The sequence below is a fragment of the Sphingomonas citri genome, assembly GCF_019429485.1.
Taxonomy (GTDB): domain Bacteria; phylum Pseudomonadota; class Alphaproteobacteria; order Sphingomonadales; family Sphingomonadaceae; genus Sphingomonas; species Sphingomonas citri.
Genome location: NZ_JAHXZN010000002.1, coordinates 442,892 through 465,123, shown reverse-complemented (window position 1 = coordinate 465,123; position 22,232 = coordinate 442,892). Strand labels below are relative to the sequence as shown.

The 22,232-nt window shown below is 70.7% G+C and carries 14 protein-coding genes; 6 read left to right on the top strand and 8 right to left on the bottom strand.

The features are described 5' to 3' along the window. Positions 1 to 38: 38 nt before the first annotated feature. Positions 39 to 1,313 carry an MFS transporter gene (locus KZ820_RS10235; protein WP_219748501.1) on the top strand — a complete coding sequence of 425 codons (1,275 nt, stop codon included), beginning with the start codon at positions 39 to 41 and terminating at the stop codon, positions 1,311 to 1,313. Between the two features lie 160 nt (positions 1,314 to 1,473). On the opposite strand, the gene KZ820_RS10230 is transcribed toward KZ820_RS10235, so the two are convergent. Continuing rightward, positions 1,474 to 3,678: a penicillin acylase family protein gene (locus KZ820_RS10230; RefSeq protein WP_219748500.1), complete on the bottom strand. Its 2,205-nt coding sequence runs from the start codon at positions 3,676 to 3,678 to the stop codon at positions 1,474 to 1,476. A 173-nt stretch (positions 3,679 to 3,851) separates the two neighbouring features. Between KZ820_RS10230 and KZ820_RS10225 the strand changes: the two genes are divergently transcribed. Next, positions 3,852 to 5,807, top strand: coding sequence for an ATP-binding protein (locus tag KZ820_RS10225; RefSeq protein ID WP_219748499.1), 1,956 nt, complete (start codon positions 3,852 to 3,854; stop codon positions 5,805 to 5,807). A 190-nt stretch (positions 5,808 to 5,997) separates the two neighbouring features. Continuing rightward, the gene (locus tag KZ820_RS10220; protein WP_219748498.1) at positions 5,998 to 6,177 is read left to right on the top strand and encodes a hypothetical protein; all 180 of its coding nucleotides are present in this window, start codon (positions 5,998 to 6,000) and stop codon (positions 6,175 to 6,177) included. 9 nt (positions 6,178 to 6,186) lie between these two features. Here KZ820_RS10220 and KZ820_RS10215 read toward each other — a convergent pair whose 3' ends face one another. The 6 genes from KZ820_RS10215 to KZ820_RS10190 form a co-directional block, all read right to left on the bottom strand. Further along, positions 6,187 to 6,522, bottom strand: coding sequence for a protealysin inhibitor emfourin (locus KZ820_RS10215; RefSeq protein ID WP_219748497.1), 336 nt, complete (start codon positions 6,520 to 6,522; stop codon positions 6,187 to 6,189). Next, on the bottom strand, positions 6,522 to 7,601 hold the full coding sequence (locus KZ820_RS10210) for a M4 family metallopeptidase (protein WP_219748496.1): 1,080 nt from the start codon (positions 7,599 to 7,601) through the stop codon (positions 6,522 to 6,524). Before KZ820_RS10210 ends, KZ820_RS10215 begins: the two co-directional genes overlap by 1 nt. 20 nt (positions 7,602 to 7,621) lie before the next feature. After that, on the bottom strand, positions 7,622 to 8,404 hold the full coding sequence (locus KZ820_RS10205) for a hypothetical protein (protein ID WP_219748495.1): 783 nt from the start codon (positions 8,402 to 8,404) through the stop codon (positions 7,622 to 7,624). A gap of 10 nt (positions 8,405 to 8,414) precedes the next feature. After that, entirely contained in the window at positions 8,415 to 9,407 is a 993-nt protein-coding gene (locus tag KZ820_RS10200; protein WP_219748494.1) for a hypothetical protein, read from the bottom strand. Positions 9,408 to 9,887: 480 nt separating this feature from the next. Further along, positions 9,888 to 10,271, bottom strand: a complete 384-nt coding sequence (locus KZ820_RS10195) for a hypothetical protein (protein ID WP_219748493.1) — start codon at positions 10,269 to 10,271, stop codon at positions 9,888 to 9,890. Positions 10,272 to 10,485: 214 nt separating this feature from the next. Next, positions 10,486 to 11,547 (bottom strand): phosphatidylinositol-specific phospholipase C1-like protein, encoded by a 1,062-nt coding sequence (locus KZ820_RS10190; protein ID WP_219748492.1) that lies wholly within the window; start codon positions 11,545 to 11,547, stop codon positions 10,486 to 10,488. 196 nt (positions 11,548 to 11,743) lie between these two features. Here KZ820_RS10190 and KZ820_RS10185 point away from each other — a divergent pair, with 196 nt between their 5' ends. Together KZ820_RS10185 and KZ820_RS10180 are read left to right on the top strand one after the other, a co-directional pair. After that, on the top strand, positions 11,744 to 14,977 hold the full coding sequence (locus KZ820_RS10185) for a glycoside hydrolase family 2 TIM barrel-domain containing protein (protein ID WP_219748491.1): 3,234 nt from the start codon (positions 11,744 to 11,746) through the stop codon (positions 14,975 to 14,977). Between the two features lie 307 nt (positions 14,978 to 15,284). Further along, the gene (locus KZ820_RS10180; protein WP_308462186.1) at positions 15,285 to 17,792 is read left to right on the top strand and encodes a TonB-dependent receptor domain-containing protein; all 2,508 of its coding nucleotides are present in this window, start codon (positions 15,285 to 15,287) and stop codon (positions 17,790 to 17,792) included. A 9-nt stretch (positions 17,793 to 17,801) separates the two neighbouring features. On the opposite strand, the gene glf is transcribed toward KZ820_RS10180, so the two are convergent. After that, a complete protein-coding gene (glf, locus tag KZ820_RS10175) occupies positions 17,802 to 20,174 on the bottom strand; it encodes a UDP-galactopyranose mutase (RefSeq protein ID WP_308462185.1) in 2,373 nt (790 codons plus the stop codon). Positions 20,175 to 20,354: 180 nt separating this feature from the next. Here glf and KZ820_RS10170 point away from each other — a divergent pair, with 180 nt between their 5' ends. Further along, the gene (locus KZ820_RS10170) at positions 20,355 to 22,187 is read left to right on the top strand and encodes a family 1 glycosylhydrolase (protein WP_219748490.1); all 1,833 of its coding nucleotides are present in this window, start codon (positions 20,355 to 20,357) and stop codon (positions 22,185 to 22,187) included. Positions 22,188 to 22,232: the final 45 nt, after the last annotated feature.

Genomic DNA, 22,232 nt, shown 5'->3' with positions numbered 1-22,232 from the left:
GTCGCCCCGGGGAGGGTCGAGTGAGTTCAGCAGCTGAGATGAGTCCGCCGGCGGTGGCGCCGCGCGGGCGCGTGCGCTGGGTGATCTGCGCCCTGCTCTTCTTCGCCACCACGATCAATTACATCGACCGTCAGATCATCGGCATCCTCAAGCCGACCTTGCAGACCGAGCTGGGCTGGACCGAGGTCGATTATGGCATGATCGTCTTCTGGTTTCAGGCGGCCTATGGGATCGGACTGCTGGTCTCGGGCGCGGTGATCGATCGGATCGGCTCCAAGATCGGCTATGCCGCGGCGATCACGGTGTGGAGCCTCGCCGCGCTGTTCCACGCGCTCGCACGCAGCCCGGGCGGGTTCGCGCTGGCCCGCTTCGCCCTGGGGCTGGGCGAGTCCGCCAACTTCCCGGCCGCGATCAAGTCGGTCGCCGAGTGGTTCCCGAAGAAGGAGCGCGCGCTCGCCGCGGGCATCCTCAACGCCGGCGCCAATGTCGGCGCGATCGCGACGCCGATCGTCGTGCCGATCATCGCCATCAGCTACGGCTGGCAGGCCGCCTTCATCATCACCGGGCTGCTGGGGTTCGCCTGGCTGGCGGCGTGGCTCGCTTTCTATCGCGCGCCCGCGCAGCACCCGCGCGTCTCGCCCGAGGAACTGGCCTATATCACCTCGGACCAGCACGCCGACGAGCTCAACGCCGCGGCGCCGCGGCCGTCCTGGGCGTCGCTCTTCCGCCACCGCGGCACCTGGGCCTTCGTCGTCGCCAAGTTCCTGACCGACCCGGTCTGGTACCTGTTCCTGTTCTGGCTGCCCGACTTCTTCGCCAAGCGCCACGGGCTCGACCTCAAGACCTTCGGCCCGCCGCTGATCGCGGTCTATCTGCTCGCCGATGTCGGCAGCATCGGCGGCGGGTGGCTCTCGTCCTGGCTGATCAAGCGCGGCTATAGCGTCAACGCCGGGCGCAAGCTGGCGCTGCTGGCGAGCGCGATCCTGGTGCTGCCGATCTTCTTCGCCTCGACCGTGTCGAGCCTGTGGGCGGCGGTGGCGATCATCGGCGTGGCGGCGGCGGCGCACCAGGGCTGGTCGAGCAACCTCTACACGATGGTGTCGGACACCTTCCCGTCGCGCTCGGTCGCCTCGGTGATGGGGATCGGCGGCGCCGCGGGCGCGGTCGGCGGCATGATCATGGCGCGCTACGTCGGCGAGGTGCTGGAGCGGGTAGGGAGCTACCTGCCGGTATTCGTCTGGGCGGGCAGCGCCTATCTGCTGGCGCTGCTGCTGGTGCACCTGCTGGTGCCGCGGTTGGAGGTGAAGGGATGAAGCGAGCTTGTTGCTCGCCTCGAAGCTTCACTCGTTCGGCGTCATCCCGAACTTGTTTCAGGATCCACCGGACCGCGACCGCCTCACGCGTCGGCTGTGCGGCACCGTGGATCCTGCAACGAGTTCAGGATGACGGCAGGTAAGGCGAGGCGCGGCCTCCTCACTCCCCCGGCCGGTAGCGCCGCTCGACATGGCCTGCCAACTCGTCGGGGTAGAAGTACACCGGCCGCAGCGCTCCGCTCGCATAGCGCCCCACCTGATCGGCGAAGTGGCGCGACGCCGGGTCGCCGCTCTGCCCGCCCGCCATCACCGCCGCCGCCCGCACGCGCGGGCCGAACTCGACCACAGCGACGAAGCTGTTGCCGCTCGTGCCGTAGTAGCGCCGCGTTCCCGGCCAGCTCTTGGCGCCGAAGGAGGCGAGGCTGCCCCATTGCGCCGAGGTGAAGGGCACCGTCACGGAAGGACGCGCGTCGTCGAAATGCGGCGCGATCGAGTCGTCGAGCCGTTGGAAGCGATTGATCTGTCCCCAGCGCGTGCGCCAGGTGCCGAAGTCGCGCGTGAGCCGCGCCACGGCCGCCTCCAGCGCGGCGAGCTTGGCCGCCGCGTTCACGCGCGTCGCGATATAGTCGGGCACGTTGACGCGCTCGGCCTGTGCCGCGTCGCCGACCTCGCGCCACAGCTGGTCCCCCCAGAACACCGCGAGGCTGGTCGCGACCGACTCCGCCGTCCAGCGATGATCCCAGCGCGCCAGTTCGTCGACCGGAGCGGCCAGCGCCGCGCGCCGCGGGTCGGTCGCCGGTAGCGCTCGCCACGCCGCTACCAGGGGCGGTAGCAGCCGGGCGAAGGCGGGCAGGTAGGAGTCATAGGCAGCGGCCCGCAGCGTCTCGGCCGTCCAGCCGCTCTTGCCCTGGAGCAGCAGGTCGGCGTGCTCGCCGCGCGCGTTGCCGCCGGTCTGGTCCATGTAGCGCGGATAGTCGGCGGCGCGCGGGCTGTCGGCGCCCGCCGCGCTCCACGGCCAGTCGTTGGTGTTGTGGACCCAGCCGGTGCGCGGGCGGAGCACGCTCGGCAGCGTGGCGAGCGCATGCAGGCCGTGCCAGTCGGTACGCTTGTCGCTGCCGTCGACCGGGCGCGTGTAGTCGAAACGGTCGTCGCGGCGCGGCATGAATTGCGGCATGAGGAAGGCGATCTCGCCCTTGTCGTCGGCGAAGATCGTGTCGTTGGAGGAGTTCGCTTTGCGCTCGGCGACCTTCAGATAGGCGGAGAGGTCGGTGGCGCGGGTGCGCAGCCAACTCTGCTCGAGCGCGGGGCGCGGCCGCCACATCAGCGCGGTCGCGATCCAGTGCCCGTCGCGCGCCGCGGTGATCGGACCGTGATGCGTCCGCCAGGTGGTGAAGCGCCGCTCCGCCATCGTGCCGTCCGCGCGGCGGTAGCGCAGCGTGACCGGGCGTGCCGTGACCGGCCGCCGCGCCGGACCGTAGCGATAGCTCCAGCCGGAGCGGCGGCGCTCGACCCGCTCCGCGAACTCGTCCACGTTGTCGACGGTCGACGAGGTGTGCATCCAGCCGGCGTGCGCGTTGAAGCCCTGGTAGACGAAGAACTGGCCCCAGGTGCTCGCGCCATAGACGTTCAGCCCGGTGTCGCTGCTCAACTGCGCCTCGGAGCGGAAGTAGAAGCTGGTGTGCGGGTTGATCAGCAGCAATGCGTGGCCGTCGCGGGTGAGCCGCGGCGCGATGGCGATGCCGTTCGAGCCCGACGGCTCGCGCGGCACCACGCCGCGCTCCTCCGGCGTGGGCGGGGTCGGGCGGTCGTAGAAGCTGCGCAGCGCGCTCAGCGGGATGCGCTCGACGTCGCCGCCGATGCTGCCCTCGGTGAAGCTCAGCGCCATCCACGGCTCGTAGCGGGTGAGCACGCGCGGCCGCACCGCGGGATGGGTGGCGAGATAGAAGTTGAGCCCGTCCGCCCAGGCCTGGGTCAGCGCGCGCAGCCACGGCGGGCAGGCGGCATAATCGGCGCGCAGCTCGGCCTCATCGACGAACAGCCGCTGGCGCAGGTCGGCCCAGAGCGCGGCCTCGCCCTCGGCCTCGGCGGTGCGACCGAGCGCGGTGAGATAATTGGCTTCGACGCGCGCGAGATCGTCCTCGGCCTGGGCGTAGCTCAGCGCGAACACCGCGTCCGCGTCGGTGCGGCCGTGGACGTGCGGGATGCCCCAGTCGTCGCGCGTGATCGTCGCCGCGGCGGCGTGGCGGCGCCAGCGCGTTGCGTCGGGCTCGGTGGCATCGGCCCCCGCGCCGAGCACGAGCAGCGCGGCGGCAGCCGTGACGCGGAGCGGCGACGTTCGTGGATCAAGGGGAGGAAGCGGGCTCATCGCACGAGGATAGCCGTGCCACCCGCGGAGGCAACGCTACCGGCGATAACGTGACGAGCGCCATCGCCGCTGGTTCTTCTCTCGCTAAGTCAGTAGCCTGGGCCAGGAAAGGCGCGGTCGGGCGGGCGCGTGCGAGACGAAGGGGATTGAGCGCGGGTGAGGGAGATCGACGCATGAGGCGCTCGCTCGCCCTGCTCGTGCTCGCGGGCGTGATCCCGATCGTGGCGCTGGGCGGCACGTTCGGCGCGCTGACGTTGCGCAGCGAGCGCGAGGCGGTCGCCGCGCGCGGCCGCACCGACGCCAATCTCGCCGCCGCTCTGGTCTCGCAGACGCTGCGCAGCAATGTCGCCGCGGTCGAGATGGTGGCGCAATCGCCCGCGCTCGACGGTGCCGCGCCGGACGTGGCGCGCTTCGCGACGCTGGCGCGCCGCATCCTCGCGAACCAGCAGGACTGGCACGCGATCGTGCTGGCAGACGCCGAGGGGCGCGTGCTGTTCAGTACGGCGCCGGTCGGTGCGGCGGCGACGCCGCTCGCCGTCCTCGACGCGACGGCGCTGCGTCGGCTGCGCGACCGCGGCGAGCCGCAGATCGGTACCTTCTCGATCGCGAGCGACGGCGCGCGGGTCTTCCCCGTCGCCGCGCCGGTGGGCCGCGCGGGACAGGTGCGCTACGTCGTGGCGGCGCTGCTGCCCGCGGCGCGGCTCGAGCGGCTGCTCCGCGTCGAGCCGCTCGCGCCGGGCTGGACCGCCTCGATCATCACCCCCGCCGGCGCCGCGCTGATGGTGCCGCGCGACGCCGCTCCGCTCATCCACACCGATCCCCGCCCGGTCGAGCTGTGGATGCCGGTGAACGGCGCGCGCTGGTCGATCCGCATCACCGCGCCGGCGCAGGCTTTTCTCGTCCCGGTGCGGCGCGCGGTGCTGCTGCTGCTCGCCGCGGCGGCGCTGTGCATCCTGCTGCTGGCGCTGCTCGCGCGGCTGCTCGCGGTCGAGCTGCGGCAGCAGCGTCGGCGCGACGCCTCCGAGCTGCAGCGCCAGCGGATGGAGACGCTCGGTCGGCTGACCGGCGGTGTCGCGCACGACTTCAACAACCTGTTGACGCCGATCATGATCAGCCTGGAGCAGTTGCGGCGCCACGCCGGCGACGCCGCGTCGACGCGCCACGTCGACGTCGCCATGGCCGGCGCCGAGCGCGCGCGGCTGCTGGTCAGCCGGCTGCTCGCTTTCTCGCGACAGCAGCAGCTCTCGCCCGAGCCGGTCGAGCTCGCGGGGCTGGTCGACGGGCTGATGGACCTCATCGAGAAGTCGCTAACGCCCGCGATCACGATGACGGTCGCGGTCGCGGCCGAGCTCTGCGCCGCCGAGGCCGATCGCGGGCAGCTCGAACTCGCCATCCTCAACCTCGTCATCAACGCGCGCGACGCCATGCCCGACGGCGGCGCGCTGCGGCTCTCGGTCGCGCGCGCCGAGCCGCGCCACACCGCGGGTCTCGCCGCCGGCGACTATGTCGCGATCACCGTCTCCGACACCGGCAGCGGCATGGACGCGGCGACGGTCGCACGCGCGGTCGACCCCTTCTTCACCACCAAGCCGATCGGCAAGGGGACCGGCCTGGGGCTGTCGATGGTCGACGGCTTCGCCTCGCAGTCGGGCGGAGCCTTCGTGCTGGAGAGCGAGCCGGGCCGGGGGACGAGCGCGCGGATCGTGCTGCCGTGCAGCGCGGGACCGGCGGTCGCGACGCCGCTCGCCGCGGCGGCGGGGGGCATGAGCGCGCTGACGATCCTGCTGGTCGACGACGATCTTCGTGTGCGGCGCGCCACGGCCGAGGTGCTCGCCGAGGCCGGTCACGCGGTCGTCGAGGCGGCGGACGTGGACGAGGCACTGGCTCTGCTGGCGACGCGGGAGCCGGTCGACGTGGTCGTGACCGACTTCATCATGCCCGGTCGCTCGGGCGCGGAGCTGATCGAGCAGATACGCGCCGAGTGGCCGCGGGTCGCCGTGCTGATGGTGACCGGCCATGTCGAGGACGATGGCGTGCTGCCCGACGGCGTCGAGCTGCTGCGCAAGCCCTATCGGGGCGCGACGTTGCTGGCGGCGGTGGAGCAGACGGTGCGCCAGCGCGGCAGCTGACGGGCGCCGGGGCCGGTGTCCCGGCTATCTCCGTCCCGATGCGCCCGGAAAGCGCCATGGCGCGTTGAGGCACCGAGCGGAGGAACACGGCCGTCACGACGAGAGGTCAGCGCGTTCCGCTCCCCCTCATCGCGGCAGACGCGTCCGCCCCGGCACGGGCTTCTCCCGCGCCGGAGACGAGGAGCCTATCATGCGCGACAGCGAGACCTTCACCGCCAACGCCGTGCGCTGCCGCGAGGAAGCTGATGCGGCAACGCTCGACAATGTGCGCGACCGCTGCCTGCGCGCCGAGGCCGCCTGGGTCGCGATGGCGTCGCGCAGCCGCCGCTCCGAGAAAGCGCGCGACGATCGGGTCGCCACCGTCGCCTGAGCGCTGCGATCAGGCGCCGCCGCGCTCGCGCGTGATGCGGCGCACCGTCGAGACCAGCGCGGCGAGCTTCGGATCGTGGATCGGCTCGGCGACCTGCAACTCGCGACTGCGGCCGTCGATCGTGAGCCCGATCGTGTAGGTCCGCGCGTCCGGGCGCGGCGCCGCGGCCTCGGGCGTGCAGTCGAAGAAGCTGGCCTCGTCGGCGAGCCGCGCCAGTTCGGCGCGCTCGTCGCCGCCCAGCCGCTCGAGCGGCACGCAGGAGTCAGTGGCGCGGCCGGGCAGATGCGCGAAGCCGCCCTCCACCCGCATCCGCGCCTCGCCGCCGCACCCCGACCCGTCCGCCATCAGCTCACTCCGACATCGCTCCACGCCGAGCCGACCGCGGTCGCCTCGGCACTGCTCGCGCCGTACAATCGCCCGGCCACGTCCACCGTCACCCGCGCGAAGGCGGCGAAATCGGTGTTGGCCCTGACATTGGGGTCGAGCAGCGCATTATACCAGATCGTGCCGGCGCGGTCCCAGGCATTGCCGCCGATCGCCGTCGCGGCCAGGTAGAAAGCGCGGTTCGGGATCCCCGAGTTGATGTGGACGCCGCCATTGTCCTGGTTGGTACGAACGAAGTCGTCCATGTGCGCGGGCTGCGGGTCCTTGCCGAGCACGGGATCGTCGTAGGCGGTGCCCGGCGCCTTCATCGAGCGCAGCGCGCTGCCCTTCACCTTGGGCGTGAACAGCCCCTCGCCGATCAGCCAGTCGGCCGCGGCGGCGTCCTGGCCGAGCGCCTTCTGCTTGACCAGCGAGCCGAACACGTCCGAGATGCTCTCGTTGAGCGCGCCCGACTGGTTGAAATAGGCCAGTCCCGCCTCCTTCTCGGTGACGCCGTGGGTAAGCTCGTGGCCGATCACGTCGAGCGCGAGCGTGAAGCGGTTGAACAGCGCGCCGTCGCCGTCGCCGAACACCATCTGCGTGCCGTCCCAGAAGGCGTTGTCATAGTCCTGGTCATAGTGGACGGTGGCGTCGAGTGGCAGGCCGGCGTCGTCGATCGAGTTGCGCTGATAGGCTTCCCAGAAGAGCGCGAAGGTGGCGCCGAGCCCGTCATAGGCCTCGTCCGCGGCAGGGTCGCCGGTGGGCGCGTCGCCCTCGCGGCGCACGACGGTGGCGCCGGGCGCCTCGGGCTTGTTCCCGGCGTCGCGGATCGTGCGCAGCGGGCTCGGGGTGAGGATGTTGCCGGCGGCGCTGCGCAGCCGCGCGACGCTGCCCAGCACCGGACCGGCGGTGGTGGCGCGGACGATCCGGATCGAGGGATCGACCAGCAGCGCGCGGATTGCCGTGCCCCTTAGCTCGGGTGGGCCGTGCTCGGCGATGCGCGAGAGGATGTAGGGGGGAAGGATGCAGTGGAGGGAGTGGCGGTGGGTGAGCGTGCACATCGGCGTCTCTCCTTGGCAGATCAGCGGCGGGCGCGGCGCAGCCACAGCGGTGCGAGCGCGACCCAGATGATGGTGACGAACGCGAGCAGCTGGCGCGTCTGCTCGGCGCCGTCGGGCAGGTAGCCGAACCCGCCGAGCGCGGCGGCGTAGAGCAGGAAGGAGGCCAGCGCGACCGCGATCGCGGCGGGGTCGGGCTGGCCCCCGCTGTCCTGCGTGCCGAGCCAGCGCAGCGCGACGACGAAGACGCCGATCACCGCGATCAGGATCAGCCGCACCGAGCGGTCCTCGCCCGCGATCCCGGTAGCGAGCGGGTATAACGCTACCGCTTCGACCGGGAAGAGCTTGGCCAAGCTGGTGTAATAAGGCTCGATCGGGGCCGCCGCGGGGGAGGGCGCGAGGGCCGGCCGTGCCGGCTCGTCGCGCGCATGGTCCAGCCGCAGCGCGCCGCGCAGCAGAGGCGCGGACGGGGCCGAAGCGACGGCGTTGGGCGGCTCGGCCCGCAGCGCGGCGGTGGCGCGCGATACCGCGGCCGCGTAGCGCTCCACCGCGACGTCGCTCGGCATCAGTTCCTCGCCCGCGCGACGCGCCTCGACCGAGCGGTCGAGCACCGCGGCGAACACCGCGGCGTCGCCCGGCACGGTGATCAGCGTCGCCGAGAAATGGTCGAGCGCGTCACCCAGTGCGGTGCGCAGCCCGAACAACCGGTCGAAATAGCGCGGCAGGAAGCGCCCGTCGGCGACATAGGATTGCACCTGCTCGGCGAGCGCGTCGGCGGCCGCCAGTGCCTCGGCGTAGCGGGTCATGCCTTCCTCCTCACAGCGGGCGCGCGACGGTGGCGACCAGTGCGAGCGCGCGTGCGATCCGGTCGAGGTTGAGCTTGGCGGCGGTGCGGCGCTGCGCCGGGGTGAGTCGCCCGGACAGCGCCGCGCGCAGGTCGGCCTGGGCGGTGGACGCCAGCGCGAGCGCGTCCGCTACCGCCGCGGCGCGCGCGGGACCGGTGCGCGATGCCTCGCGCGCGGCGAACACGCGTGCGGCGAGCTGCTCGCGCTGCTCGGCGGTGAGGTCGGCGCGGTGGCGCAGATAGGTGCGGAACAGCGCGTTGCCGTACAGATCGTCGGCACTGCGCGCGGCGGTGCGACCCCAGCCCTCGACTTCGCCGCGCAGCTCGCCCAGCACGCGGTCGACCGTGGCGCCGCGCTCTTCCACCAGCGCGCGGACCTGGCCGGCCGTGCGCGCCTCGCGCGCGAGCTCGGCGGCGAAGGTGGCGAGGGCAACCAGGCCTTGCCCGCGGGGCGTCGCCGGATCGACGTCGGCCACGCCCGCGGCGGCTACGACGCGACCGACCCGCTCGGCGAAGGCGGTCAGCTCGGTCGAGACGTCGGCCTGGGGGGCGGCAACGATCGTCGCCAGCGCCTCGACATAGTCGCCGACCGCGGCGAGCAGCGCGACGCGCGGCTCCAGCAGCGCGCGTGGGCTGGTGCCGACGTCGATGCTGAGGAGGGTGTAGCCGGGCGCGGGCGTGTCGCGCTCGGGGCAGAGCGATGCCGGTGGTGCGGCGGCGATCGTCGGCACCTGGATGCGCAGCGGCGAGGCGGGGAGGCAGCTCGGGTCGCTGGCGACCAGCGCTGCGGCAGCGTCGCGGCGCCGCTGCTCGACCGAGTCGAGATAGGCGGCGGTGGCGGCGGTCGCCTCCCGCCCGCGTGCGGTGACGTCGGTCGCGGCTTGGATGCGCACCGCGTTCGTCGCGCAGCCGGTGAGCAGCAGCGCGGCGGCGAGCGCGGCGATAGGCGTGGCGGGTCGGCGCATGGCGGGCGGCTTACCTCCATCTCTGCGGGCGAGATCACCGAATCGGGTCACGTCGCCGATCCCATGTTCCATGCCTGTTCCATGTAGGACAGCGCAAAGCGGCGATCCGCGGCGGAAAAGGCGCGCCCGGGGGTCATGGCGAGCAGCGCTGCTACGCGGAAGGGGAGCGCACTCGTGGCGCTAGGGCGGCGAGCGTCGCTCATTGATCCCCCGGTGAAGGCGGGGGTCCAGTTGACGAGTCTGAGTAGCGGTCACTGCCGTTTCCCACCTAGGGCCCGGCCTTCGCCGGGGGACGTAGACGCCGCTTCCCGTCTGAAGGACGTGACGCTCACCGACCACTTAGCGCGTGCCGATCCCGCTTCTCGCTTTGGTGCGCCACCATCTGCACGGCACCACCGTGTTCGGGGGCCAGGACATCGACTGTGTCGGCATAGTGCCGGCGCTGCGCCGCGGTCGTGTGAGACGAGCCGGCGTTCGCCGCTACGCCGCCGCCGACTCCGCCCCGAGCAGCCAGGCCTCGGCCTGCTCGACCGTCTCGAAATAGCAGGCGGCGCGCTCGGCCGCGGCGCGGCGGATCTGCGAGCGCGCGAGCGAGCGCGCCACGACGAAGGCGAGGCGACGCGAGGCGTGGCGCGGGTCGGCGAGCACGGCGCGGAACTCGGCGACGCTGCCCTGCGCCTGGATGTCCATTTCGCGGATGTCGACGAGCGTGACATGCGCGTTGGCGCCGCAGGTGAGCAGGGCGTGGGCGGCGTCGCGCGCGGCGACGAAGCGCGCGATCGCGGCAGCGTCGAAAAAGCCCGACATGGTAATGCGCACCAGCGCGCGCGGCACGTCGACCTGGATGAGGAAGTGCGCGGTCATCGCCGAATGGCATAGCCCAGGATGGGTAAAGGTCGCGTTAGCTGCGTGCGTGGGTGCGCGAGACTTGAGCCGAGAGCTGGCGTCATCCTGGACTCGTTTCAGGATCCACGTGGCGGCATGACCGATCGGATCGGTGCTCGCGGCCCGGTGAATCCTGAAACGAGTTCCGGATGACGCTGAAGAAGGGCTTCGCTTGTCCTCACGTTTTTCCGCTTCACCGCTCGCCGATCGCGCACCCCTTCGGCCGGCGCACCGGGTTGCAGCGCGCCACGCCACCGCCGGGCAGCGCCACGTGGTAGCCGCCGGGGAAGCGCGGGTCGGGCCAGAGATAATCGGTCGACACATAGTGCGCCCCGCTCGCCAGCGCGGTGTCGCGGCGGCGCGGGTCGTTGCTGCGCGCCTCGCGTGTCTCGGCGTCGGCGCGGGTGCGCACGAGATAGCCCGCGGCGACGTCGCGGCGGATGCGCGCGGCTTCCGCCATCGTCTCGTTGAGCGTGAGATAGGCCGCCGCGGGCGAGTCCTCGTCGGTGTTGATGAAGAACACGCGTCCCTCCAGCGAGCGCCGCGCGCCGCGGTACAGCGCCACCTTCGCGGGCGTCTCGTCCAACGCGAACAGGATCTTGCCGCGTGCCTGTTCGAGCCTCGGCCAGTTGTTCGCCAGCACCGCCTCTCGCAGTGTCGGGTAGCGGCCCTGGACGTCGTCGGGGGTGATCAGTTTGGCCGGCGACAGCACCGCGCGGATCTCGGCGTCGAGCGCGTCATAGCCGGCGGCGTCGGGCACGACCGAGTCGATCCCGCCGCGCGCCGCATTCTGCTCGTCCTTGACGTTGAACATCAGCATGATCGGCACGTGGCGCGGGTGGGCGTCGGACCAGCGGCGGATGATCGTGAGACAGTCGGTCAGCACCACGCAGCTCGACGAATTGTCGATGCCGGGGATGTGAAGCACCTTGTAGCCCGGCCGGCGCAGCGCCGGATCGTCCGACCCGCGCGCGTAATGGCCGCCCTGAGGATCGTAGTTGACGTCGATCTCGAGCTGGCGCGCGCCCTTGTCGAGCTGTTCGCTCAGGTCGCGGTGCGCATAGTCGAGCGCGTCGGCGAGCTTCGGGTCGGCGGCGCGCAGCCGCGCCATCGTCGCGGCGGGCATCGCGCGCTTGTAGCTGTTGTGCGTGCCGATCACCTGCACATCGTTGAGTCGCAGCGGCGCGGCGTCGCGTGCGGCGGCCGGCGCGGCGAGAAGGGTGGCGAGCGCGAGCGCGCGGGCGAGACGGATCATGCGCGTCGCCCTAGGAAGCGCGCGTGAAACTGGCGTGACATCGTCGCCCCGCGCCCGAGTCTCTGCCATCGCTTAGCAATGGTTTGCGATCAACATCAGCGGCTTGCCCGAGATCGCTTGTGCCGACGCCGCGTGGTATTATTGTCAGACAACAAGAGGGTGGCGACAGGCCGTCCGTAGGGGGAGGAAAGAGGGAATGCGTTCGCTGTTGCTCGCCGGCGTCGCCGCCGCGTCGCTGGTCATGCCGCTCGGATCGGAGGCGGTCGCGCAGGGACTGCCGCAGGTACAGCCGGTGCAGGTCGACCCCGCGCGGCCCGACTGGGAGAATCCTGCGGTCAACGCGCGTAACAAGATGCCCGCGCACGCCACCGGTTTCCCGTACGAGACGCGCGCGCTCGCGCTGGCGGGCGAGGAGGCGCGCTCGTCGCGCTACGTCGCACTCGACGGCACGTGGAAGTTCGCGCTGTCCCCCAGCTCGGACGACCTGCCCGCGGGGTTCGAGAAGCCCGACTTCGACGTCGCGGGCTGGAAGGACATCAAGGTCCCCGGCGATTGGCAGGCGCAGGGCTTCGACCAGCCGCGCTATAACAATGTCACCTATCCGTTCCCGGCCAACCGCCCGCTGATCCCGCACGCGACCAACCCGGTCGGCTCCTACCGCCGCGACGTCGACGTGCCCGCGGGCTGGCAGGGCAGCGACGTGATCCTCCACATCGGCGCGGCGGGCTCGGCCTATGAGGTCTGGGTCAACGGCGAGAAGGTCGGCTATTCCGAGGATTCGAAGCTGCCGAGCGAGTTCGACGTCACCCGCTTCGTCAAGCCGGGGCGCAACACGGTGGCGATCCAGATCCATCGCTGGTCCGATGGCAGCTACCTCGAGGATCAGGATTTCTGGCGCGTCTCGGGGATCGAGCGCTCGGTCTATCTGCTCGCCGCGCCGAAGACGCGCGTGCGCGACGTGTTCGTCCACGCCGGCCTTGACGACGCCTATCGCGACGGCAAGCTCGCGATCGAGGTGGCGGTGGGCGGCACCACCGCCGCGAGCGCGCGCTACGTGCTGATGGACGGCGATCGCGTGCTCCAGCAGACGCGCGCCCCGGTGCCGCCGGGTTCGGGCGAGCGCAAGGTGACGCTGAGTGGCACCGTGGCGAACGTGCGGCCGTGGACCGCGGAGACCCCCAACCTCTACACCCTGCTGGTCGAGCTGTACGACGCCAAGGGCGCGCTGATCGAGTCGAGCGCGCGCCGGATCGGCTTCCGCACGGTCGCGATCATCGACGGGCGCGTGACGGTGAACGGCAAGCCGATCACGATCCGCGGCGTCAATCGCCACGAGCACGACCCGGAGACCTTCCACACCATCACGCGCGAGTCGATGGAGCGCGACGTGCAGCTGATGAAGCGCAACAACATCAACGCGCTGCGCATGTCGCACTATCCCAACGACCCGTATATGTACGAGCTCGCCGACCGCTACGGCCTCTATGTGATGGACGAGGCCAACGTCGAGAGCCACGCCTATATGGAGGCGGGCAACAACCACCCCGACGATCGCGCCAAGCTCCAGATCGGCTTCGACCCGGCGTGGAAGGACGCGCATGTCAGCCGCGTCACCAACATGATCGAGCGCGACAAGAACCATGCCTCGATCATCTTCTGGTCGCTCGGCAACGAGGCGGGGATCGGGCCGAACTTCGAGGCGGGCGCCGCGGCCGCCAAGCAGCGCGACCCGTCGCGGCTGCTCAGTTATCTCGGCTGGGGCACGTGGGAGGGCGTCCACGACCATCGCCCCAATTACTTCGCCGACATCTACGCGCCGATGTACGACACGGTCGAGAAGATGCGCGACTATGCCGTCAACTGGCGCTTCAAGCAGCCGATGATCCAGTGCGAATACGCGCATATGATGGGCCAGACCGGCGGCAATTTGAAGGAATATTGGGACACGATCTACGCCCACCCCGACAAGTTGCAGGGCGGCTTCGTATGGGACTGGGTCGACCAGTCGATGTATCGCTATACCAACGACGGGCGGCGCTATTGGGGCGACGGCGGCGAGTACGGCCCCAACCCGGGTGGCGACATCGAGTTCGGCGACGGGCTGCTCCAGTCCGATCGCACGCCCAACCCGCAGCTGTACGAGCTGCGCAAGGTCTATGCGCCGGCGCAGTTCGACGGCTTCGACCCCGCCACCGGGCACGTGACGGTGCGCAATCGCCACGACTTCCGCGACCTGTCGGGCTTCAGCTTCGACTGGCAGCTGGAAGAGGATGGCGTGCCCGTCGCCAAGGGCGCGCTGGCGCCGCTCGCCACGCCCGCGCGCGGCGCGGAGGCGATCACGCTGCCGCTCACGGGCTATCAGCGGCGCGCGGGCGCCGAATATTTCGTCACGGTCAACGTCCGCGCCAAGGAAGGCGCGATCCCCGGCGTGGCGGGCGGTACCTTGCTCGGCTTCGAGCAGTTCCAGGTGCAGCCGGGCGCGGCCAACGCGCCGGCCGTCGCGACGGGCGCTGTGGCGCTCAAGCAGGCGAGCGGCGCGGTGACCTTGTCGGCGAACGGCGCGACGCTCACGATCGATCGCGCCACCGGGCTGGTGCGCGACTATGCGCAGGGCGGGCGCACCATCGCGATCGGCGGCGCGCCGCATTTCTGGCGCGCGGTGACCGACAATGACATCGGCATCGGCACCGATCGCAAGCTGGCGATGTGGAAGGCGATGAGCGACACGCGCCGGGTCACCGCGGTGCGCAGCGCGCGGACCGACGCCGGCGCCGAGGTCACGGTCGACTATGCGCTGGGCGACGGCGCCGCCACCTTCACGACGCGCTACGCCATGGCGGCGGACGGCAGCGTCGCGATCGACGGGCAGTTCACGCCGGTGAAGACCGACCTGCCCGCGCCGTTCCGCGTCGGGCTCGCCTTCGCGATGCCGACCGACGTCACCGAGGTGGAATGGTACGGGCGCGGTCCGCACGAGAGCTATGTCGACCGCAAGACCTCGGCGCCGATCGGGCTGTGGCGCGGCAAGATCGCCGAGCAGAACCATGACTTCATCCGGCCGCAGGAGACCGGCAACAAGGTCGACGTGCGCTGGATGGAGCTCTCCGGCGGCGGGCGCGGCGTGCGCGTGCAGGGCGATCAGCCGCTGATGATGAACGCGCTGGCCTTCCCCTACGCCGATCTCGACCGCCACACGCCGGGTACGTGGAAGTCGACTGACGTGGTGCCGCACGGGCAGGTGACGCTGCTGGTCGACTCGGCGCAATGGGGCGTCGGCGGTGATACCGAGTGGAGCCAGGCGGGGTTGCCGATGCCGCAATATCGCACGCGGTTGGAGCCGACGCGCGTGACCTTCCGCCTCACCCCGTTCGCGGGCGAGGGCACAACGCCCGACCGGGCGCGCCCGGCGAGCGCGACCGGCGAGGACTGATCGGGCTTCGGGAACCGAGAGCCACGGGCGTCCCTCCCGCGGCCCTCGGCTCCGGCGTTCGCCGGAGCACCGATCAGTCGAGGCGGATCATGGTCTAGACACCGGCAGAAGGGAATTGATGGCGCAGTATTCGTGTTCACAGAGCGAGTGCTGACGCAGATCGGCGATTTGTGGTCACCGCAATCAAGATATAATCACTGTCGATCAGGGGTTTGACTTTTCGATCTGATCCGGTGCGATCTGCGCTGCCGCAGGACCATCGCTAATCCGACTTATCATAGGGGCGCCAGATAAAAAGGGGCGCTCCGTGCATATCAAGACTTTGCTTCTGTTCACCTGTGTGCCGCTTGGATTGACAGTACCACAGCTCGCCGCCGCGCAGCAGGCGCCCGCGACGGACGATCGGGGCGAGGACGCCGCCACGCCCGAGGCGATGACACCGCGCCGCGACGTGGTCGTCACCGCGGTGGCGCGCGGGCGCGACCGGCTCGACACCGCGGTCTCGACCAGCCAGCTGCTCGCCAGCGACATCGACAAGATCGCGCCGCGCTCGGTCGCCGAGATTTTTCGCAACATCCCCGGCATCCGATCGGAGAGTTCGGGCGGCGAGGGCAACGCCAATCTTTCGATCCGCGGCCTGCCCATGGCCACCGGCGGGGGCAAATACCTCCAGCTGCAGGAGGACGGCCTGCCGCTCGTCGAATATGGCGATCTGGTCTTCGGCAATGCCGACATCTTCCTGCGCGCCGACCTGGGCGTCGCCAGCATCGCCTCGGTGCGCGGCGGCTCGGCCTCGACCTTCGCGTCCAACTCGCCCGGCGGCGTGATCAACCTGATCTCCAAGACCGGCGAGACCGAGGGCGGCGCGGTGCAGCTGCTCACCGGGCTCGACTATGGCGAGCATCGGCTCGACCTGGACTATGGCGGGCGGCTCGGCGACGGCTGGCGCGTCCACGTCGGCGGTTTCGTCCGCGAGGGCGAGGGGCCGCGGCGGATCGGCTATGAGGGCAACCGCGGCGGCCAGATCAAGCTCAACCTCACCAAGGAATTCGACGGCGGCTACGTGCGTCTCTACGGCAAGGCGCTCGACGACCGCACCGTCAGCTACATGCCCAACCCGGTGCGTGTGACCGGCAGCGACGCCGACCCGCGTTACGAAAGCCTCCCCGGATTCGATATAGGCCATGACGCGCTCTCCTCGCGCTACGCGCTGCGCAACGTCACGCTGGACGGCGCCAACCGCCGCGGCGTCCACGACCTGCGCGACGGCATGCATCCCGTGGTCGACGCGATCGGGCTCGAGGCGCAGGCAACGCTCGCCGGCTGGACGGTCGTCGACCGCTTCCGCTTCACCAGCATCACCGGACGCTTCATCGCCAACTTCCCCGCCGCGATCGGCGCCGCGAGCGACATCGCCGCGGCGCTCGGCGGCGACGGCGCGACCCTGCGCTACGCCACCGGGGCGCAGCCGGGCCAGATCATCGCGCGGCCTGACCAGCTCGGCGGCGGCAACGGCCTGCTCGTCGAGAACATCGTGTTCGACGCCAAGATCAACAGCTTCGGCAGCCTGTTCAACGATCTTCGTGCCAGCCGCGTCGACCCGATCGGGCGCGGCGAGCTGACCAGCACGCTCGGCTTCTATCGCTCGCGCCAGGACGTCCACACCGACTGGCTGTGGACATCGGACCTGCTCGAGCTGCGCGGCCGCGGCACCGCGGCGATGATCGACCTGTACGACGCGCAGGGCGTGCCGGTGACCCAGGAAGGCTTCTACGGCTACAGCGCCAGCTTCTTCGGTGACTGTTGCCGCCGCCGCCACCGCGTCGACTATCACACCAACGCGCCGTTCGGCTCGCTCAACTACAAGCTCGGTCGCGTCTCGATCGGCGGCAGCCTGCGCTACGACGTCGGGGACGCTGCCGGCCTTATCTATGGCTCGGACCTCGGCGGGGGTCGCTCCAAGCTCATCGCGCGCGACATGAACGGGGACGATGCGATCGCGGCGGCGGAGCAGCGCGTCGCCGCGCTGCCGCTCCGCAGCCCGGCGCCGGTCTTCTACGGCTGGCATTACCTGTCGTACTCGACCGGCATCAATTGGCGCGTCGCCGAGCCCTTCGCGCTGTTCGCGCGCTACAGTCGCGGCGGGCGCACCAATTCGGACCGGCTGCTGTTCGGGCCTGGGCTGGACGTCGGCACCGGCGCTTTGACCAATCGGCGCGCCGCGGTCGACCGGGTCGAGCAGGTGGAGGGCGGGCTGAAGTACCGCCGCGACGGCGCGCGGCTCGATCTCACCGGCTTCTGGGCGCGCACCGGCGAGCAGAACGCGCAGATCACCACGCCCGGCTCGTTCATCGACCGCGTCTATCGCGCGCACGGCGTCGAGGCGGAGGGCGCGCTCACCGGCAAGGTCTTCAGCCTGACCGCCGGCGCGACTTTCACGGACAGCAGGATCGCGATCGACCAGATCGATCCCAGCACCGTCGGCCACGTGCCGCGGCGGCAGGCGCGCTTCATCTTCCAGACCACGCCCGAGCTGACGCTGGGGCCGATCGAGCTCGGTGCCAATGTCGTCGGCACCACGAGCAGCTTCGCGCAGGACGTCAACGAGCTGAAGCTGCCGGGCTTCACCACCGCGAGCGCGTTCGCGACCTATCATCTAACCGAGCGCGTGCAGCTCTCGCTCAACAGCAACAACGCCTTCGACGTGCTCGGCTTCACCGAGTCCGAGAATGCGACGATCCCGGCGAACGGCATCGTCCGCGCCCGCTCGGTCAACGGGCGCACCACGTCGCTGGCGCTGCGCCTTCTGCTCTGAGCGCGCCGATCAGGCTGCCGCGGGGCGGAGCAGCGGCTCCACCCGCGGCGCGTCGGGCTCGCGCCAGCGCTCCGCCAGCCTGCGGTAGGTGGCGAGCGCCTGCCCGACGACCTGGTCCATGTTGTAATAGCGATAGGTCGCCAGCCGCCCGACGAAGCTCACGCCGGCCTCGGCGATGGCGAGCGCCTCGTAGCGCTTGAACAGTTCCTGGTTCTCCGCGCGCGGAATCGGGTAATAGGGGTCACCGGTGGCGCTCGGATATTCGTAGGTGATGCTGGTGTTCGGCGCCTGCTGCCCGGTGAGATGCTTGTACTCGGTCACCCGCGTGTACGGCACGTCGGGCGAGGGATAGTTCACCACCGCGACCGGCTGGTGCCATTCCTGCGACAGCGTCTCGTGCTGGAAGCGCAGCGAGCGGTACGGCAGCTGGCCATAGCGGTACCCGAAATATTCGTCGATCGGGCCGGTGAAGACGAGATGGTCGTGCGGGTAGGCGTCGCGCGCCTCATGGTAGTCCACGCCGAGCAGCACGTCGATGTTCGGATGGTCGAGCATCCGCTCGAACATGCGCGTATAGCCGTCGAGCGGCATCGCCTGGAAGCTGTCGGTGAAATAACGGTCGTCGGTGTTCGTCCGGGTCGGCACGCGCGCGGTGACCGACTTGTCGAGCTCGGACGGGTCGAGCCCCCATTGCTTGCGCGTATAGCCCTCGAAGAAGGTCTCGTAGAGATCACGTCCGACGGCGGAAATCACCACGTCGGCCGAGGTGCGCACGACATCGACCGGCTCGGCGCGGCTGGCGAGGAAGGCGGCGGCCTCGGCCTCGGTCCCCAGCTCCAGCCCGTAAAGCGCGTTGAGCGTGGTACGGTTGATCGGCATCGGCACCAACGTGCCGCGCACGTCGGCGAGGACGCGATGCTCGTACGGCCGCCAATCGGTGAAGCCCGACAAATAGTCGACGATTTCCCCTGAGTTGGTGTGGAAGATGTGCGGTCCATATTGGTGGATCAGCACACCACCGGCGTCGAGATGATCATAGGCATTCCCGGCGACGTGCGGGCGGCGATCGACCACCAGCACGCGCTTGCCCGAGCCGGCGGCGAGCCGCTCCGCCATCACCGCGCCCGCGAAGCCCGCGCCGACCACCATCACGTCGTAGCGCTCGCGGGTCGTCACGGGCCAGGCGACCGGCGAGACGATCGGCTGGACGTGGCTGGCGCGCGCGATCGCGGCGTCGATCAGCGCGGCCATCTCGCTCTGGACCTGGTCCCACGATCCGCGTGCGAGCAGCGCGTCGACCTGCGGCAGCCAGCGCTCGGGCGCGCGCGCCAGCGCGAGCGCGGCGTCGCAGGCCGCGGCGAAGTCCGTCGCTTCGGCCGCGACGAACACACCCGGCACGTCGCCGTAGCTGCGCACCACGTCGGTCACCGGGGTCGACACTACCGGGCGGCCGGCGGCGAGATATTCGGGTGTCTTGGTCGGGCTGATGAAGCGCGTGGCCTCGTTGATCGCGAACGGCATCAGCGCCACGTCCCAGCCGCGCAGATAGTCGGGCAGCTCGGCGTAGCCGCGCCCGCCGGGATAATGGAGGTTGGCACGCCGCGGCAGGTCGTCGGGCGAGATCTTCACCACCGGGCCGAGGATCACGATCTGATAGTCGGGGCGCGCGTCGGCGAGCGCGGCGAGCAGGGCGAGATCCATCCGCTCGTCGATCACGCCGTAGAAGCCGAGCCGCGGCGCGGGCAGGTCGCTCTGGTCCGCGGGGGTCGCGCCGGGCGCGCGCGCGGCGGCGAAGTGCGCGACGTCGACGCTCGACGGGAAGGCGTGCACCGCGCCGTGGCGTTCACGCTTCGCCTCATAGAGGCTATGGCCGCCGGTGAAGACGAGATCGGCCTGGTCGAGCAGCCGCTGCTCGAGCGGCAGCAGGTCGCGCGGCGCGTTCTTGAACTGCGACAGCTCGTCCATACAGTCGTAGACGATGCAGTCCGCGGCGAGATGCTCGGAGAAGGGCAGCATCATCGGCGTGTAATACCAGCGCACCACTGGGCCGCGCGGCGCCACCATCACCGCGTCGAGCAGGCCGCGCAGCGTCGCGCACACCGCGTCGCCGTCGAGGCCGGCCGGGAGGTGCGGGGTGCACACCGTCACACCAGTGTCGCCGCAGCGGCGCTGCTCGACGCGCGGCTCCGTGTCCGCCGCGGCGACGATCGGTTCCTCCCAGAACAGCACCTGCCGCGCGCGCGCGAAGCGGCTCATCAGATGCTGCGGTCGCTGGAAGACGAAATCCCAACGCAGGTGGCTGAAGCAGATCAGCGTGCCCTCGTCGTCGCTGACGGTCGCACGGCTGTCCTGGTGCGGCAGGGGGGACGAGGGCAGGGTCACGGAGGGATCTCCCGGTGTTGCGGACACATTGGGAAACTCAGCAACATAGCCGCATGTTCCAGCGTAAGTATTTGATAGATCTAGGTTTAACTATGAGTTGCAGGCAACGATTTTGCACCGGCGAGGCAACGGCGCGCGGGGCCGGACGTTGGCGGCACGATCGGGCAGAGGAGCCGGAGCGTGCGCGAACTCGAGCTATGGGGCGGCCTGGAGTGTACCGTGAATCGTGTCGGCGACCATTACGTCGATCAATTCGCGCTGCTCGGCCATCGCGATCGCCCCGAGGACATCGACCTGATCGCCGATCTCGGCATCAGCGCGCTCCGCTATCCCATTCATTGGGAGACCGTCGCGCCGGAGCGGCCGGAGTCGCGCGACTACGGCTGGTATGACCAGCGGCTGGAGCGGCTGCGCGCACGCGGCGTCGGCGTGATCGCGGGGCTGGTCCATCACGGCTCGGGTCCGCGGTACACCGACCTGCTCGACGAGCATTTTCCCGCGCTGCTCGCCGATTACGCGCGCGCTACCGCCGAGCGGTATCCGTGGATCGACGACTGGACCCCGGTCAACGAACCGCTCACCACCGCGCGCTTCGCCGCGCTCTACGGCCATTGGTACCCACACCGCCGCGACGAGCGCGACTTCTGGCGCGCGCTGGTCAACCAGGTCGAGGGTACCGCGCGCGCGATGGCGGCGATCCGCTCGGTCAACCCGCGCGCGCGGCTGATCCAGACCGAGGACCTGGGCCGCAGCTTCGGCACCGTCGCGACGCGTGACCAGGTGGCGTTCGACAATGTCCGCCGCTGGGCGTCATGGGACCTGCTGTGCGGTCGCGTCGTTCCCGGTCATCCGCTGCACGCGCGGTTGCGCGACTTCGGTCTTGCGGCGCGGCTCGACGCACTCGCGGCGGCGCCGTGCCCGCCCGACGTGATCGGGGTGAACCATTACCTCACCAGCGATCGTTTCCTCGATCACCGGGTGGCGCGCTATCCCGCTCACACGCACGGCGGCAACGGACGCCAGCGCTACGCCGACCTCGAGGCGGTGCGCGCGCTCCAGCCCGGCGCACCGGGGCTGGCCGGCGTGCTGCGCGAGGCCTGGGCGCGCTACCGGCTGCCGCTGGCGGTGACCGAGGTGCATAACGGCTGCACGCGCGAGGAGCAGATGCGCTGGATGGCCGAGGCGTGGGACGGTGCCGTGGCGTTGCGACACGAGGGCGTCGACCTGCGCGCGGTGACATGCTGGTCGCTGCTCGGCAGCCAGGGATGGAACACGTTGCTGACCGGCGGCGGACTGTACGAGCCGGGCGTCTACGACCTCTCCTCCGGCGTGCCGCGGGCGACCGCGATGGTGCCGCTGCTGCGAGCGCTGGTGTCGGGTAGCGCGCGCGACCCGCTGGTGCACGTGCCGGGCTGGTGGCGCCGGCCGGAGCGGCTGACTCATGCCGCGGTGCCGCGCCCCGCACCGATGTCGGTACAGCGGCCGTACAAGGAGGTCGCGCGCGACGCGGTCCCGCCGCTGCTAGTGCTCGGACGCGACGACGCGCTCGCGCCGCATCTCGCCGCCGCCTGCGCGCACCGCGCGATCCCGCTGGTCTTCGGCGAGTACGAAGATGACTCGCCGGAGGCGTGGGCCGTGGTCGACCTCATGGGTAACCCGCGCCCCGTCGGCCCGTCTCCGACACGCCCGCGCCTGCGGATCGAGGCGAGCTGGAGTGACGAACAACCGCGATCTCAGCGCCGCACGCCCGCGACGCTGGTGGTCGTGGCCGATGATCTGTTCGCGCCCGACCGGCCACCGTCGCCGCGAGCGGCGACGCCGACCTACGTGCCCGACCTGATCCGCGCCGCGCTCGATCTGCTGATCGATCGTGCGAACGGCGAGTGGCACCTGCGCCACGGCGATGCGGGGCACGAGCCGCCGGTGCGCGACCTGCTGCTGCTGCGACCTCTGGAGCAAGCACTGGCCGAACAGGCTTCAGCCGCCGCCGCGCTTCCCGCGCGCGCCGCCTGAGCCGGCGCAAACAGGCTCACCCAGGTGAAGAGGCGGGGACATCGA